The 13,458-nt window shown below is 66.4% G+C and carries 15 protein-coding genes; 12 read left to right on the top strand and 3 right to left on the bottom strand.

The window, feature by feature from the left end; all coding sequences use genetic code 11:
* Positions 1 to 48 precede the first annotated feature (48 nt).
* Positions 49 to 990, bottom strand: a complete 942-nt coding sequence (locus ACSU1G_RS17700; RefSeq protein ID WP_439281292.1) for a Ppx/GppA phosphatase family protein — start codon at positions 988 to 990, stop codon at positions 49 to 51.
* 58 nt (positions 991 to 1,048) lie between these two features.
* Here ACSU1G_RS17700 and coaA point away from each other — a divergent pair, with 58 nt between their 5' ends.
* Together coaA and glmS are read left to right on the top strand one after the other, a co-directional pair.
* A complete protein-coding gene (coaA, locus tag ACSU1G_RS17695; RefSeq protein ID WP_439281638.1) occupies positions 1,049 to 2,002 on the top strand; it encodes a type I pantothenate kinase in 954 nt (317 codons plus the stop codon).
* Between the two features lie 78 nt (positions 2,003 to 2,080).
* Positions 2,081 to 3,928, top strand: coding sequence for a glutamine--fructose-6-phosphate transaminase (isomerizing) (gene glmS / locus ACSU1G_RS17690; protein WP_439281291.1), 1,848 nt, complete (start codon positions 2,081 to 2,083; stop codon positions 3,926 to 3,928).
* A 141-nt stretch (positions 3,929 to 4,069) separates the two neighbouring features.
* Here the strand turns inward: glmS and ACSU1G_RS17685 are convergent, their stop codons facing one another.
* Positions 4,070 to 4,903, bottom strand: a complete 834-nt coding sequence (locus ACSU1G_RS17685; RefSeq protein WP_439281290.1) for an endonuclease domain-containing protein — start codon at positions 4,901 to 4,903, stop codon at positions 4,070 to 4,072.
* Positions 4,904 to 5,122: 219 nt separating this feature from the next.
* Here ACSU1G_RS17685 and ACSU1G_RS17680 point away from each other — a divergent pair, with 219 nt between their 5' ends.
* The 9 genes from ACSU1G_RS17680 to ACSU1G_RS17640 all read left to right on the top strand — a co-directional run bounded on the left by ACSU1G_RS17680 (position 5,123) and on the right by ACSU1G_RS17640 (position 11,544).
* Entirely contained in the window at positions 5,123 to 5,500 is a 378-nt protein-coding gene (locus ACSU1G_RS17680; protein WP_439281289.1) for a holo-ACP synthase, read from the top strand.
* Entirely contained in the window at positions 5,497 to 6,603 is a 1,107-nt protein-coding gene (gene alr / locus ACSU1G_RS17675; RefSeq protein WP_439281288.1) for an alanine racemase, read from the top strand. The genes ACSU1G_RS17680 and alr overlap by 4 nt, the downstream gene beginning before the upstream one ends.
* Positions 6,600 to 7,085 carry a tRNA (adenosine(37)-N6)-threonylcarbamoyltransferase complex ATPase subunit type 1 TsaE gene (tsaE, locus tag ACSU1G_RS17670; protein ID WP_439281287.1) on the top strand — a complete coding sequence of 162 codons (486 nt, stop codon included), beginning with the start codon at positions 6,600 to 6,602 and terminating at the stop codon, positions 7,083 to 7,085. The genes alr and tsaE overlap by 4 nt, the downstream gene beginning before the upstream one ends.
* Before the next feature lie 63 nt (positions 7,086 to 7,148).
* A complete protein-coding gene (tsaB, locus tag ACSU1G_RS17665) occupies positions 7,149 to 7,793 on the top strand; it encodes a tRNA (adenosine(37)-N6)-threonylcarbamoyltransferase complex dimerization subunit type 1 TsaB (protein WP_439281286.1) in 645 nt (214 codons plus the stop codon).
* A complete protein-coding gene (gene rimI, locus ACSU1G_RS17660) occupies positions 7,790 to 8,260 on the top strand; it encodes a ribosomal protein S18-alanine N-acetyltransferase (RefSeq protein WP_439281285.1) in 471 nt (156 codons plus the stop codon). Before tsaB ends, rimI begins: the two co-directional genes overlap by 4 nt.
* Positions 8,257 to 9,342, top strand: coding sequence for a tRNA (adenosine(37)-N6)-threonylcarbamoyltransferase complex transferase subunit TsaD (gene tsaD / locus ACSU1G_RS17655; RefSeq protein WP_439281284.1), 1,086 nt, complete (start codon positions 8,257 to 8,259; stop codon positions 9,340 to 9,342). Before rimI ends, tsaD begins: the two co-directional genes overlap by 4 nt.
* Positions 9,339 to 9,797: a hypothetical protein gene (locus ACSU1G_RS17650; protein WP_439281283.1), complete on the top strand. Its 459-nt coding sequence runs from the start codon at positions 9,339 to 9,341 to the stop codon at positions 9,795 to 9,797. Before tsaD ends, ACSU1G_RS17650 begins: the two co-directional genes overlap by 4 nt.
* A gap of 3 nt (positions 9,798 to 9,800) precedes the next feature.
* Complete coding sequence (locus ACSU1G_RS17645; protein WP_439281282.1) at positions 9,801 to 10,469, top strand: hypothetical protein; 669 nt, start codon at positions 9,801 to 9,803, stop codon at positions 10,467 to 10,469.
* Positions 10,470 to 10,482: 13 nt separating this feature from the next.
* A complete protein-coding gene (locus ACSU1G_RS17640; protein WP_439281281.1) occupies positions 10,483 to 11,544 on the top strand; it encodes a hypothetical protein in 1,062 nt (353 codons plus the stop codon).
* 10 nt (positions 11,545 to 11,554) lie between these two features.
* Here the strand turns inward: ACSU1G_RS17640 and ACSU1G_RS17635 are convergent, their stop codons facing one another.
* Positions 11,555 to 12,742: a THUMP-like domain-containing protein gene (locus tag ACSU1G_RS17635; RefSeq protein ID WP_439281280.1), complete on the bottom strand. Its 1,188-nt coding sequence runs from the start codon at positions 12,740 to 12,742 to the stop codon at positions 11,555 to 11,557.
* A gap of 183 nt (positions 12,743 to 12,925) precedes the next feature.
* On the opposite strand from ACSU1G_RS17635, the gene groES reads away from it, so the two are divergent.
* Entirely contained in the window at positions 12,926 to 13,222 is a 297-nt protein-coding gene (gene groES, locus ACSU1G_RS17630; RefSeq protein ID WP_028502311.1) for a co-chaperone GroES, read from the top strand.
* The last annotated feature ends 236 nt before the right edge of the window (positions 13,223 to 13,458 follow it).

Here is a 13,458-nt window from a genome sequence, read left to right as displayed (position 1 = left end):
CGGTGCTGCCGGTGCCCCCTCAGTATGTGTCGGGGTGTCGCGGGAAGCTCAGATTCCGACGCCGCCCCAGCTGAGCGACTCGGTGTAGCGCAGCAGCACGCCCTCGCGCAGCGCCCACGGCGAGACCTCGAGCTCATCGAGGTCGAGCATCTTCATCGCCGTGTGAAGTGACACCGCAGCGGCGACGATCTGGAAAGTGCGGTCGGGCGTGATTCCCGGCAGTTCTTGACGAGCGGATGCCGGAATGCGCGCAAGCCGCGGAATCCACGAGCCCAGCGCCGAACGCGACAGCACCGTGCGGTCGAAGCCGAGCCCTGACACTTCGCGGCCGGCCAGGTTCGCGAGCGAACGAATCGCCTTGGATGATCCGACGATGTGATCAGGATCGGGCAGCGCGTTGAGCTTCTCCGCCACGGGGGTGAGTACCGCGGTGGCGTGAGCGCGCAGCAGCGCGACAGCATCCTCACCCGGAGGGTCATTCGGCATGAACTGCACGGTCATGCGTCCGGCGCCGAGGGGGACGGATGCGGCGACCTCCGGCTGCTCGTCCTCGCCGGCAGCGAACTCGAACGAGCCGCCGCCGATGTCGAGCAGCAGAATGCGTCCGGCATCCCACCCGAACCAGCGCCGCACGGCGAGGAAGGTCAGCTCAGCCTCTTGCACACCGGTGAGCACCTGCAGTGGCTGGCCGAGCGCCTTCTCGATGCGCGCGATGACGTCTTCGCCGTTGAGCGCATCGCGGACCGCGCTGGTCGCCGTCGCGAGCAGCGTCTCGACGTGCTCGGTCTCAGCGATCTGGCGGGCACGGGTGACCGCAGCCTCCAGCGCCAGGACGCCCTGTTCGCTGATTGCACCCTCGGGTGTGAGGAAGCGCATCAGACGCACCACCGTGCGATCGCTTGTCGTCGCGTGTGGACGGCCCCCGGGGCGGGCATCCGCAGCCAGCAGGTGGACAGTGTTCGAACCGATGTCGAGGATTCCTAAGCGCACGGGTTGAGACTACGCGGGTGGGGCGCCGGTGCGTCGCGCGCATCCGGCCCCCGTTACGATGGAGTTCGTGACCACCGCTGACCCCACGCTGCCACTGTCGCCGTATCGCGAGATCGGACGTGCGGAGTGGGCGCGATTGGCCGCGGGCCTGGATCAGCCGTTGAGCGAGACCGAGGTCGTGGAGCTCCGCGGGATCGGTGACCGTCTCGATCTCACCGAGGTGCGTGAGGTGTACATGCCGCTGAGTCGTCTGCTCAGCCTGTACGCGACATCGACCAAGCGTCTCGGCGCGGCGACCAGTGCATTCCTCGACGAAGAAGACACCACGACGCCGTTTGTCGTCGGTGTGGCGGGATCCGTCGCCGTGGGCAAGTCGACCATCGCGCGCCTGCTGCGCGAGTTGATGAGTCGCTGGCCCGGAACGCCCCGGGTCGAGCTCGTCACCACTGACGGATTCCTCTACCCGAACGCGGAACTCGAGCGCCGCGGGCTGATGGACCGGAAAGGGTTCCCGGAGTCGTACGACCGCCGCGCGCTGCTGGAGTTCCTCACCGAGGTGAAGTCAGGGGCGCCTGAGGTGCGCGCGCCGTTCTACTCGCACATGCGCTACGACATCGTTCCGGATGCCCGCGTCGTCGTACGTCGCCCCGATGTCGTGATCGTCGAAGGCCTCAACGTGCTGCAGCCGCCGCCCGCGCCCAACGATGTCGCGGTCAGCGACCTGTTCGACTTCTCGATCTTCGTCGACGCCGACACTGCGCACATCGAGAAGTGGTACGTCGACCGGTTCCTGGCGCTGCGCAAGGGCGCGTTCAGCAACCCATCGTCGTACTTCAACGTGTTCGCGCATCTCACCGATGAAGAGGCTCAGGCCACGGCGTTGGGGTACTGGAACGACATCAACATGCCGAACCTCGTCGAGAACGTGATGCCGACCAGGCACCGGGCGACGCTGGTGCTGAACAAGGGCATCGATCACAACGTTGAGAGCGTGCTGCTGCGCAAGGTGTGAGCGTGGCGGGTGGAGGAGTACACGGCATCCACATATTGTTCGGACGACTCGCAAATTTTCGGCCGTACCCTTGATCCCATGTGTGGAATCGTCGGATACGTGGGCCCGCGCCCCAGCCAGGACATCCTTATTGCTGGCCTCGCCCGCCTCGAATATCGCGGTTATGACTCCGCAGGAGTCGCGATCATCGACGGCAACGGTGAGCTGGGGATGCGCAAGAAAGCGGGCAAGCTCAGCATGCTGCGCGACTCGCTGGCAGACTCACCGCTGAGCGATGGCAACACCGGCATCGGCCACACGCGCTGGGCGACCCACGGTGGCCCCACCGACGTGAACGCGCACCCGCATCTTGCTGACGATGACAAGCTCGCCGTCATCCACAACGGCATCATCGAGAACTTCTCTGCGCTGCGCGAGGAACTGCTCGCCGCCGGCACCACCTTCCGCAGCGAGACGGATACCGAGGTTGCCGCGGCTCTGCTCGGCCAGGAGTACGTCTCCAACGGGGGAAACCTCGAGCTCGCCTTCCAGAACGTCGTGAACCGTCTCGAGGGCGCATTCACTCTCCTCGCGATGCACCAGGACCACCCCGGCCTCGTCGTCGGCGCCCGCCGCAACTCGCCGCTGGTGATCGGCCTCGGCGAGGGGGAGAACTTCCTCGGCTCCGACGTCGCCGCCTTCGTCGAGCACACCCGCAAAGCGCTCGCCATCGGTCAGGATCAGATCGTCTCGATCACGCCTTCCGCGGTCACAGTCACCGATTTCGAGGGCAACCCGGTCGAGGCCGAGCCGTTCGACGTGTCATGGGATGCCGCCGCCGCAGAAAAGGGCGGCTGGTCTTCGTTCATGGCGAAGGAAGTCTCTGAGCAGCCCGAAGCCGTCGCGAACACGATCCGTGGCCGCGTGCAGGACGGACAGGTCGTCATCCCTGAGCTCGAGGGTCTGGACGAACTCTTCCTCGGCATCAACCGTGTGATCATCACGGCGTGTGGCACGGCATCCTATGCCGCCCTCGTCGGAAAATACGCGATCGAGCAGTGGGCACGCATCGCCACCGACGTCGAACTCGCGCACGAGTTCCGCTATCGGGACCCGGTGATCGGCGACGACACCCTCGTCATCTCGATCAGCCAGTCCGGCGAGACCATGGACACGCTGATGGCCGTCAAGTACGCCCGCGAGCGTGGTGCGCGCACCCTGTCGATCTGTAACACGCAGGGCGCGACGATTCCTCGCGAGTCGGATGCTGTGGTCTACACGCACGCGGGGCCAGAGGTTGCCGTCGCATCCACCAAGGCGTTCTCCGCGCAGATCACCGCACTGCTGCTGCTCGGCCTGCACATGGGGCGCGTGCGCTCGACGCTGCCCGCCGACTCGACCGATGTCGAAGAGCTCACCACGCTGCCCGAGAAGATCGCACGCGTGCTGGCAGAGGAGCACGAGCACGTCTCGCAGCTGGCGAGCTGGATGGCCGACACCCGCTCGGTGCTGTTCCTCGGCCGCCACGTCGGCTACCCGATCGCGCTCGAGGGTGCGCTCAAGCTCAAGGAGATCTCGTACATTCACGCCGAGGGCTTCGCTGCCGGTGAGCTCAAGCACGGTCCGATCGCGCTGATCGAGCCAGGCCAGCCGGTGTTCGTGATTCTGCCGTCGCCGCGTCACTCGGCGCTGATCCACTCGAAGGTGGTCTCGAACATCCAGGAGATCCGCGCCCGCGGAGCTCGTGTGATCGTGATTGCCGAAGAGGGCGACGCCTCGGTGCTGCCGTTCGCCGATGAGGTCATCCGCATCCCGCTCGCTGGTGCGATGTTCGAGCCGCTTCTTACGGTTGTCCCGCTGCAGATCTTCGCCATGGCGCTGGCTACGGCCAAGGGCCTCGACGTCGACCAGCCGCGCAACCTCGCGAAGTCCGTCACAGTCGAGTAGGGACTGGACCGCTCGGCCGGCCCAGTGGCCTCCGGGTACACCTGTCGGTCGAAAGTACAGATGTCAGCCGAATCTGCGGATTCTGGCTGACTTCTGTGTTTTGGGCCGACATCTGTACCGGGGTAGTCGGTGCCGGCGGGCTTAGGCCTGGGAGCGGGCGAGCGCAGGCAGGATCGCGGCGACGACACGAGGCCAGTCGTGCACGATCATTGCGTAGTCAAAGTGCAGGGTTTCGTATCCCAGAGCGGATGCCGCGGCATCCCGAATCAGGTCTTTGTGGCGTTTGTCGGCTCCTGCGTGGTTCTCCTTGCCGTCTGCTTCTAGGATCAGCCGTCCGCCGATTACGAAATCGACCCGCCCGACCCCGTCGATCTCCACTTGGCAGTCGAGCTGGATGCCGAGCAGATGCAGGCGAAGGCGCAGGATCGATTCCAAGCCGCTCTGCGCGTCAGCACGAGCCAAATCCAACAGCCAAGCAGCCGAATCGGGAAGCTCTTGGCGGATGCGCGCACGGTCGACAGCGGAGATGAGCCGGCTGTTCCATGCCGATTCATAAGCGGCGAAGAATGTCTCCTGGTCGAGGCAACGATAAACATGGATGAGCGCCGTTGCGACCGGTGCGAGGCCAAGCTCCGCGCGGCCGGGGGAGTAGTGCGTCACACACGAGCATCCCTCGTGCGGATGCTTTCGCCCAGCTCCGCCCAGCCACACGTGGATTCCCGCGTCCGGATCTGGCAGCATCCAGACACCGTGCGCGCGCAACGCCGCCGCACAACTGAGCGCACCACCGTGTGCCGCCGCAGCCACAACCTTCGTATCGGCCGTCGGGAGCGCGAAGACTCCGGGCCTGACGCGGCGGATTTTTCCGGCGTTGGTGTCCGCTGCGAGCTGATTGCGCGTGCATCCGTAAGCCTGCAGGAGTGTGCCGCGAGCGACACCGTCGAGGCGGGCGAGAAGATCTGCGGGAGGAAACATCCCCCGAGTGTGCCGGAGAGCGCGAGTTGTGCGGGGCCGATTGCGGTGAATGTGGATGAGTCGGGCAGGAGGTGAACTGTGGAGAACAAGTGGCCGGGTACACCTGTCGGTCGAAAGTACAGATGTCAGCCGAATCTGCGGATTCTGGCTGACGCCCGTGTTTCGAACCGACATCTGTAGCCGGGGAGAACGGGAGAGGGGCGCGAGTAGGCTGGAAGCGTGATCATCGGGACCGGCATCGACCTCGTCGACATCCCGCGGTTCGAGCGCACTGTGTCCCGAACTCCGCGGCTTATGGAGCGACTTTTCGCGCCGTCAGAGCGCACGCTCAAGCTGGCGTCGCTTGCCGCCCGCTACGCGGCGAAGGAAGCCCTGATCAAGGCGCTCGGAGGATCCGACGGCGTGCACTGGACCGAGATCGAGATCGCCTCGGAAGAGTCCGGCAAGCCACATTTCAGGCTGTCGGGCACCACCGCCGAGGTCGTGGAGCAGCGCGGCATCACGCACCTGCACCTGACCATGTCGCACGACGCTGGCCTCGCCACGGCCTTCGTCGTCGCCGAAGGAGCACCGCGCGGCGCCGAGGGAGAAGCATGACCGTTCCGTTCCGCGAGGCCACCATCGAGCTGGATGCCATCGCCGACAACACCCGGCACCTGCGCCGTCTCACCGGCGTCGAGGTCATCGCGGTCGTGAAGGCCAACGCCTACGGTCACGGCGCTGCGCCCGCCGCGGTAGCCGCACTGTCGGGGGGAGCGACCAGGCTCGGCGTCGCCGAGATCGCCGAAGCGATCGATCTGCGACGCCAAGGCATCAATGCTCCGATCATGGCGTGGCTGCACGAGCCAGGCCAGCGATTCGAGCTCGCCGCTGCCAACCGCATCGAGGTGGGCATCTCCTCCTTCGATCAGCTCGAAGCAGCGGGCGCAGCCGCCGGCGTCAACCAGCCCGTCGGCGTGCACCTCAAACTCGACACAGGTCTGTCGCGCAACGGAATCGCACCGGGCGACTGGAGCCGTATCTTCGCCGAGGCCGCGCGTCTGGAGCGCATCGGACGCGTCCGTATTGTCGGACTCTTCAGCCACCTGTCCAACGCCTCGCCCGCAGATGACCGTGCAGCACTTGCACGGTTCGAAGAGGGCTCAGCGGCCGCCGTGTCTGCGGGCGTCCGCCCTGAGATCCGGCACATCGCCGCCACCGCCGCTGCGATCGACCTGCCCGAGGCGCGCCTCGACGCCGTGCGCATCGGCATCGGGCTCTACGGACTCTCTCCGTTTGATGACCGGTCTTCGGCTGAACTCGGGCTGCGACCTGCCATGACTCTGCGCGGTGCAGTTGCCGCCGTGCGGCGCGTGCCCGCCGGCGCTGGCGTCTCGTACGGGTACGACCATCGCGCGAACCACGACACGACTCTCGCTCTGATTCCGCTCGGTTATGCCGACGGCATCCCTCGTCAGGCGTCCGGACGGGGCCCCGTCGTCATCAACGGGCGCCGCTTCACGGTGGCCGGTCGCATCGCAATGGACCAGTTCGTCGTCGACGTCGGCGACGCCCACGTCGCGGTAGGCGACGAGGCCGTGCTGTTCGGAGATCCGACGCTGGGCGCACCGTCTGCCACCGAGTGGGCCAATGCCGCAGGCACCATCAACTACGACATTGTCACGCGCATCGGAAACCGGGTGCCGAGGAGGAGCGCGTGAGCGTCGATCCGGCCTTTCTCGGACGCCGCGAGATTGCGACCTCGGACGACATGGAGCGTCTCGGATTCGTCATCGGCGAGCAGCTGGATGCCGGAGACCTGCTGGTTCTCACCGGGCCCCTCGGCGCGGGCAAGACGACCTTCACACGCGGGCTCGCCGAAGGGCTCGGCGTGCGCGGACCCGTGCAGAGTCCGACCTTCGTCATCGCCCGCACGCACCCGTCGCTCGTCGGACGCGCCCCGCTCGTGCACGTCGACGCGTACCGGCTCGGATCGGCCGCGGAGCTTGACGACCTCGACGTTGACCTCGCGCGTTCGGTCGTCGTGGTCGAGTGGGGTCGTGAGATGGCGTCGTCGATTGCGGATTCCTGGTGGGACATTGAATTGGAGCGGCCCGTAGGCGTCGCCGACGACGGCGTCGCGGACGAGGACCTGGATGCCGATGCGCCACGAGTCGTGACGATCGAGCGCCTCGGGCGCTGAGAGTGCGGCGGGCAGTAGCGGCGATCTGCGACACGTGACGAGACGGCCGACTACCCTGGAGAGGTGATCCTTGCCGTCGATACCTCCCTGGGCACCGCCGTCGCGCTTGTCGACCCGGATGGCCATCTGCGGGCGAGCGCTTCCAGCCCGGACCCACTCGGACACGCGGAAGTCATCGGCACGCTCCTGGAGCAGGTGCTGACAGACGCTGCCGCAGACGATGCAGCGGCTGCCACCGAGGACATTACCCATGTTGTCGAAGGCATGGGCCCTGGCCCCTTCACCGGCCTTCGCATCGGCATCGCCGCGGCACGGGCATTCGCGCTCGGTCGCGGCATCCCGGTCATCGCTGTGCCCAGCCACTTCGCTGCCGCACTTGCAGTGATCGAGGCGGAATCCCCGGACACTCCCTTCGCGATCGTCACGGATGCCCGCCGCCGCGAGGTCGCGATCAGTGTGTTCGACGGCCTCGACGACGACGGCATCCCGAACCTCACCGCGCCCACTGTGCTCGTGCCCCGGGCCGACTCGGAGGAGCGACTCAGCGGCATCCATGCCATTGAGGTCGCCACGCTCGACGCCGCAGCGCTTGGCCGGGTCGGCATCCGCGCAGTGAAAGCCGGACGCGAGCTGGCCGGTGCCGAACCGCTTTATCTTCGCCAGCCCGACGTCACCGTTCCCGGCACCCCGAAACGCGTGGGCTCGTGAGCGTCCGTATCGCGACTCCCGCCGACCTCGACGCGATCATGGCGATCGAGAACGACTCTTTCCCCACCGACGCGTGGAGCACGGAGTCGATGGCAGCCGAACTTGTCACTGAGCACGGCCGCTACCTCGTAGATGAGGATGCCGGTGACATCATCGGTTACGCCGGCCTCCGTTCGATTCGCGGAAATGCGGATGCTGACATCCAGACCATCGCGCTGCTCGAGGCGCGCAGGGGAGAGGGCCGTGGCCGTGTGCTTTTGCGCGCGCTGCTCGCCGAAGCATCCGCTCGCGGAGCCCGCGAAGTGTTCCTGGAGGTCCGCGCCGACAACCCCGGTGCTGAGTCGCTCTACCTTTCGGAGGGGTTCGATGAGATCGCCCGCCGGTTGCATTACTACCAGCCTGACAACGTGGATGCGATCGTGATGAAGCTCGACCTGCGGGCGTGGACGAAGAAGGCGACAGCATGAGCGAACCACTGGTCCTCGGTATCGAGACGAGCTGCGACGAGACCGGCATCGGAATTGTCCGCGGGCGCACGCTGCTGTCGAACACGATCGCCTCCAGCATGGACGAGCACGCCCGCTACGGCGGCGTCGTGCCTGAGGTCGCCGCGCGCGCGCACCTCGAAGCACTGCAGCCGTCGATCGAGGCCGCGCTCGCAGAAGCGCAGGTTCGCCTGGAAGATCTTGACGCGATCGCCGTCACGAGCGGCCCAGGCCTCGCCGGTGCCCTCATGGTCGGGGTCGGTGCGGCCAAGGGCCTCGCTGTCTCGCTCGGTAAGCCGCTGTACGCGGTGAACCATCTCGTCGGACACATCGCCGCCGACATCGTCACACCGGATTCTGACCCGCTCGAATATCCGACGATCGCATTGCTCGTCTCGGGCGGACACACCTCACTGCTGCACGTGCGCGACCTCACCACCGACGTTGAGCTGCTCGGCGAGACGATGGATGACGCGGCCGGCGAAGCCTTCGACAAGGTCGCCCGGTTGCTGTCTCTGCCGTATCCGGGAGGACCCGAGATCGATCGTGCCGCGGTCGGCGGCGACCCGAAAGCGATCCGCTTCCCGCGGGGACTCTCCAAAGCGCCGGACATGGTGAAGCACCGTTACGACTTTTCGTTCTCGGGGCTGAAGACGGCCGTCGCGCGCTGGGTCGAGCGCTGCGAGGCAGAGGGCAGGCCGGTGCCGGTTGCCGACGTGGCAGCGAGCTTCCGCGAGGCTGTCGTCGACGTGCTCGTCACCAAGGCGCTCGCCGCCTGCAGCGACCTCGAAGTGCCTCGGCTGCTGCTTGGCGGTGGTGTGATCGCCAACAAGCGACTGCGCGATGTGGCCGTCGAGCGCGCCGAAGCAGCAGGTGTCACCGTGCGGATCCCGCCGCTGTCGCTGTGCACCGATAACGGTGCGATGATCGCCGCGCTCGCCGCTGATCTCATCGCCTCCGGGCGTCGCCCTTCCACACTCGCGTTCGGTGCGGATTCCACGTTGCCGGTCACCGAAATTCAGGTCGCCGAGCGAGCGGATGCCGTCCGCGAGGATGCCGTATGAGCGAGTCGAGCGATCAGCCGACTTTCGAGGAGCCGAGCGCCGAAGTTGAGCGCCCGGCGGGTACTGCGCGAATGCCGGGAGCGCCGCGCGAGGGGTACACGAAGCTTCCTACCGGTCCGGTCGGCATCGAACCGGTCGTCGCCAGCGGGCCGGCCGACACCGCGGGGATGCCTGCTGTGCAGTGGGCTCCGAATGACGATGCCGTCGGCGATGACAACACTCGCCTCGCACCGTGGGCGCTTGTCGCTGCGATCGTCGCGCTGGTCGCGTCGTGGTTCGTCGGCTGGGGCATCCCGCTCGCGATCGTCGCCGTGGTAGCCGCGATCATGTCGTTGCGTCGCCCGGTCGAGAGCCGTGCGATCGCGCGTTGGGCGCTCGTGCTCGGGCTTGCCGCCACGATCTTCAGTCTGGGGTGGCTCATCTGGGCCGCAATGCAGTTCGAGAAGCTCGGATAGCGGATGCTCACCGCCGATGAATCCGCAGAGTTGCGGATACTGCAGGCCCAGGCGTACCGACAGGATGACGACCTGTCGGCGGAGCAGATCACGAGGCTGCGAGAGCTGGAGCGGCGACGCGACGCGGAGGTGTCCGCCGGCGAAGCGGATGCGCGGCCTGTCGATGACTCGTCGACGCTCTCAGGGCTCGAAGTGGTGCGTGACGTTTCCGGCGACTTCCCGGTGGCGCCGTCTCCGCGCATCCGAACGTGGCTCGCCGCGCTCGCGGTCATTGTCGTCTTCGCTCTGGGGATCGGCTTCGGCTGGATGCTGTTCGGACGCGCGGACATCTCGTCGATCGGATTGACCCAGGAGCAACGGCTGCGCGGCGAGGAACTCGTCGCCGACGGCAACTACGACGCGAACTCGCTGCGGGCGATGCTCGCACACGACGGTGTCATCGTCTGGCTCGCGACAACCGATGCTGGCGAAACGCTGTGCTTGATGGTCGATGACGGCCTCGATGCCACCAGCGCCTGCAGCGATGAGGATCGGGTGGCATCCGACGGCCTCGCCGTGGTGCACCAGACCGACGGCGATGGCTATACCGACGAGGCGTACGCCACGCTGCTGCTCACCGCCGAACGCGAACCGGCTGTGCACCTGGACGTGCATCGCAGCACCGACGAATGACATGATCGAACGGATGCTGAACGAATCAGAGACCGCGCAGCTGCGGTCGCTTCATGAACGCGCGTACGGACGCGATGGCGGCCTGACCGCCGAGGACGCGGCGCGACTGCACGAGCTGGAAGCGAAGCTGCGGCCGGTGCCCGCGGTGCCGGTTGATGCTCGTGTTGACGTTGTACCCCTCTCGGCGGTGGACGCAGAGGTCGTCGTTGTCGAAGCGGTCGAGGCATCCGGGGCGCCGCCAGAAGAAGCATCCGCCCCGCCCCGCAGACGACGCTGGTTCGCGCTCGCCGCGGTGTGTGCACTGCTCATCGGGTTCGGCGCCGGCTGGATGCTCTGGGGATGGAACCTCGCCGAGTTCACCCTCGCCACAGCCCACGCCGAGCAACGTGGCGAGTTGGAAGCGAGCGGCGACTACGACGCGGGAACCGTTGCCGCAGTGTCAGAGAACCACGGCGTGGTCATCTGGCGCGCAGAACGAGGCGAGGGCGAGCAGCACTGCGTCATCGCCACCACGTCGACCCAGACGCAAAGCGGATGCGCGGCGATGGAGGACAGCAACTCAGAAACCGCCAACGCCACCATCACTGTGCCAGAAGGCGATGAGTTGGCGGGGCAGACGCTGTCGGCATACCTGTTGCTCTCCGTGACCGGGGAGATCGTTCCCACTATTCAAATCTGGAACCAACAGGACAACAACTGGGAGGCGCAGTTCAGTGGCGAAGAACTCGAAGCCATCGGCCGCATCGAAGCGGCGGGCTTCGATCCCTCATCGCTCAGTATTCTCGGCTACGACGGCGATACGCCCGTTTGGACGAGCTGGGGCGGCGAGATGTGTCTGATCGCAGAATCTGACGATGGCATCGTGTCGGACTGCGCATCGACCACGGAGACGCCATCGACCGACCTCATCCTCGCGGCAACGGTGGGTGGAGTCCCGACTCAGTACATCGTCCACCAGAGCGCGACGCGTGGTCAGCAACTCACGATCGTGAAGGTTCCTGAAGTCACTCGAGTCGAGGTCGGAGACGGCGAGCAGATCGAGATCGACGACAAGACCGGCGACAGGAACGGCTGAGCGCCCCGTCTCACACCCGGTCGGCGAGGATCGCCACCCTCTTGTCGCCGGTGCGCGTGAGGATCAGTGTCGCCGACTGTGAACCCTTGAGGTTCAGCTTCTTCCGGAACGCGGCGGGATCGATGTCCATCCCGCGCTTCTTGATCTCCAGCGTGCCGATGTCGTTCGCCCGCAGCACAGCATTGATCGACTTGGGATTCACCGCCATCACCTCGCGCACCCGGAACGACTGCACGAACGGACTCGTGAGAGCGGCATCCCCGGTGATGTAGGCGATCTTCTCGTCCAGCATCCCTGACTTGAGGCTGCGCGCCACGTCGCCGATCAGGCGCGCGCGGATGACGGCGCCATCGGGCTCGTGCAGGAATGCGCCGAGTTCGCGGACGTCGGCGTCCTCGGCATCCGCCCCGCCGGTGAGCTCGTGTGACTCGTCGCCGCGGATCACGAGCGCTGCACGCCGCACGCCCTCGCGAGCCAGGATGCCTGACCAGAGCACGAGCTCGACGACGCTGCCGTCGGCGCTGACCCACTGCGCCTCGGCGTCCGCAGGAAGCGCGTCTCGATCATGCCCCGGGCCGAGCTTGATGCCGGTCGGCACGCGCGATGCGAGATCGAAGGCCCAGTCGAGGGAGGGGGAATAATCGGATGCCGCGACCCGCCGCGTCTCGCTATGACCTGCCGTCCGGCGCGCAGGATCGAGCCAGACCGCGTCGATGCCGGCAAGGTCGGTGGTCTCGGCGGTGCCGTGCTGCACGGTCGCGTCATCGCCGAACGGCGCGAGGTTGTAGGCGGCGATCGCTGCGGTCACCTCGTCGGCATCCACCGCGAGCACGCTCAGGCCAGCGCCGGCGAACGCAAGCGCGTCGCCGCCGATGCCGCACCCGAGGTCAGCAACGCGTGAGATTCCTGCGCGGCGCATGCGTCCGGCGTGCCGTGCGGCGACTCCCAGACGCGTGGCCTGTTCGAATCCGGCTCTCGTGAACAGCATCCGCTCGGCGAAGCCGCCGAACTTGGCTGCGCCCTTCGCGCGCAGATGCGCCTGGCCGACGACAGCGGATACGAGATCGGGGGAGTGACCTGCGGCGCGCAGGCGGGAGACGCTTTGCGCGACATCCGCCGTCGATTCGATCGTGCCGACCTCGTCGAGCAGCCGGAGCCCCTCGGAGGTGAGCAGGGCAGTGAGCTCAGACATTTCCACGTGCTCAGCCTACGAGGCGGTCGGCGAGGGGTCGTCCGTGGGACGAAGATCCGCCTCAAGATGTCCAAAACTGGCACTCGCATTGCATGAGTGCCAGCCGACGGCATACACTCGAGTTAGCACTCTCGGGTTGAGAGTGCGAACAAGTCTTTCGTGTCAGCGTCAAGAAAGAAGAGGTAGACCGTGTCGGTTTCCATCAAGCCGCTCGAAGACCGCATCGTCATCCAGCAGGTCGAGGCCGAGCAGACCACCGCGAGTGGCCTGGTCATCCCTGACACTGCCAAGGAGAAGCCCCAGGAGGGCGAGGTTGTGGCCGTAGGCCCCGGCCGCATCGACGACAACGGCAACCGGGTTCCGATCGACGTCGCCGTCGGCGACCGCGTTCTGTACAGCAAGTATGGCGGCACCGAGGTGAAGTTCGGCGCCGATGAGTACCTCGTGCTCTCGGCTCGCGACGTCCTCGCCGTCGTCGTTCGCTAAGCGTTCAACAAAACCAAGAAGGGCCCGGATGCCAACGCATCCGGGCCCTTCTTGTTCCCCCCCCCGCCCGCTCACGCCCGCCCGCCCACGGTTGCGAGTGGCCATTTGTGGCTCAATTTCTGCCATGTGATGTCTCATGACGTGCCTGACAGTTCATGTCTCAGTGGGATCTGACACTTCGTAGCGTGCGAGGAAGCCACGGGGTTTGCCGTTGGGGATGTAGGTTCCCGCGGGTG

Source organism: Microbacterium sp. A93 (assembly GCF_051842835.1).
The sequence above is the reverse complement of the archived record's forward strand: the minus strand, read 5'-3'. Positions and strand labels throughout refer to the sequence as shown.

Excerpts from the sequence above, each read along its gene's own strand:
- coaA (WP_439281638.1), top strand. The coding sequence starts at position 1,049 with ATGGAGTTCGTGACCACCGCTGACCCCACGCTGCCACTGTCGCCGTAT.
- glmS (WP_439281291.1), top strand. The coding sequence starts at position 2,081 with ATGTGTGGAATCGTCGGATACGTGGGCCCGCGCCCCAGCCAGGACATC.
- ACSU1G_RS17685 (WP_439281290.1), bottom strand. The coding sequence starts at position 4,903 with ATGTTTCCTCCCGCAGATCTTCTCGCCCGCCTCGACGGTGTCGCTCGC.
- alr (WP_439281288.1), top strand. The coding sequence starts at position 5,497 with ATGACCGTTCCGTTCCGCGAGGCCACCATCGAGCTGGATGCCATCGCC.
- tsaD (WP_439281284.1), top strand. The coding sequence starts at position 8,257 with ATGAGCGAACCACTGGTCCTCGGTATCGAGACGAGCTGCGACGAGACC.
- ACSU1G_RS17650 (WP_439281283.1), top strand. The coding sequence starts at position 9,339 with ATGAGCGAGTCGAGCGATCAGCCGACTTTCGAGGAGCCGAGCGCCGAA.
- ACSU1G_RS17645 (WP_439281282.1), top strand. The coding sequence starts at position 9,801 with ATGCTCACCGCCGATGAATCCGCAGAGTTGCGGATACTGCAGGCCCAG.
- ACSU1G_RS17640 (WP_439281281.1), top strand. The coding sequence starts at position 10,483 with ATGCTGAACGAATCAGAGACCGCGCAGCTGCGGTCGCTTCATGAACGC.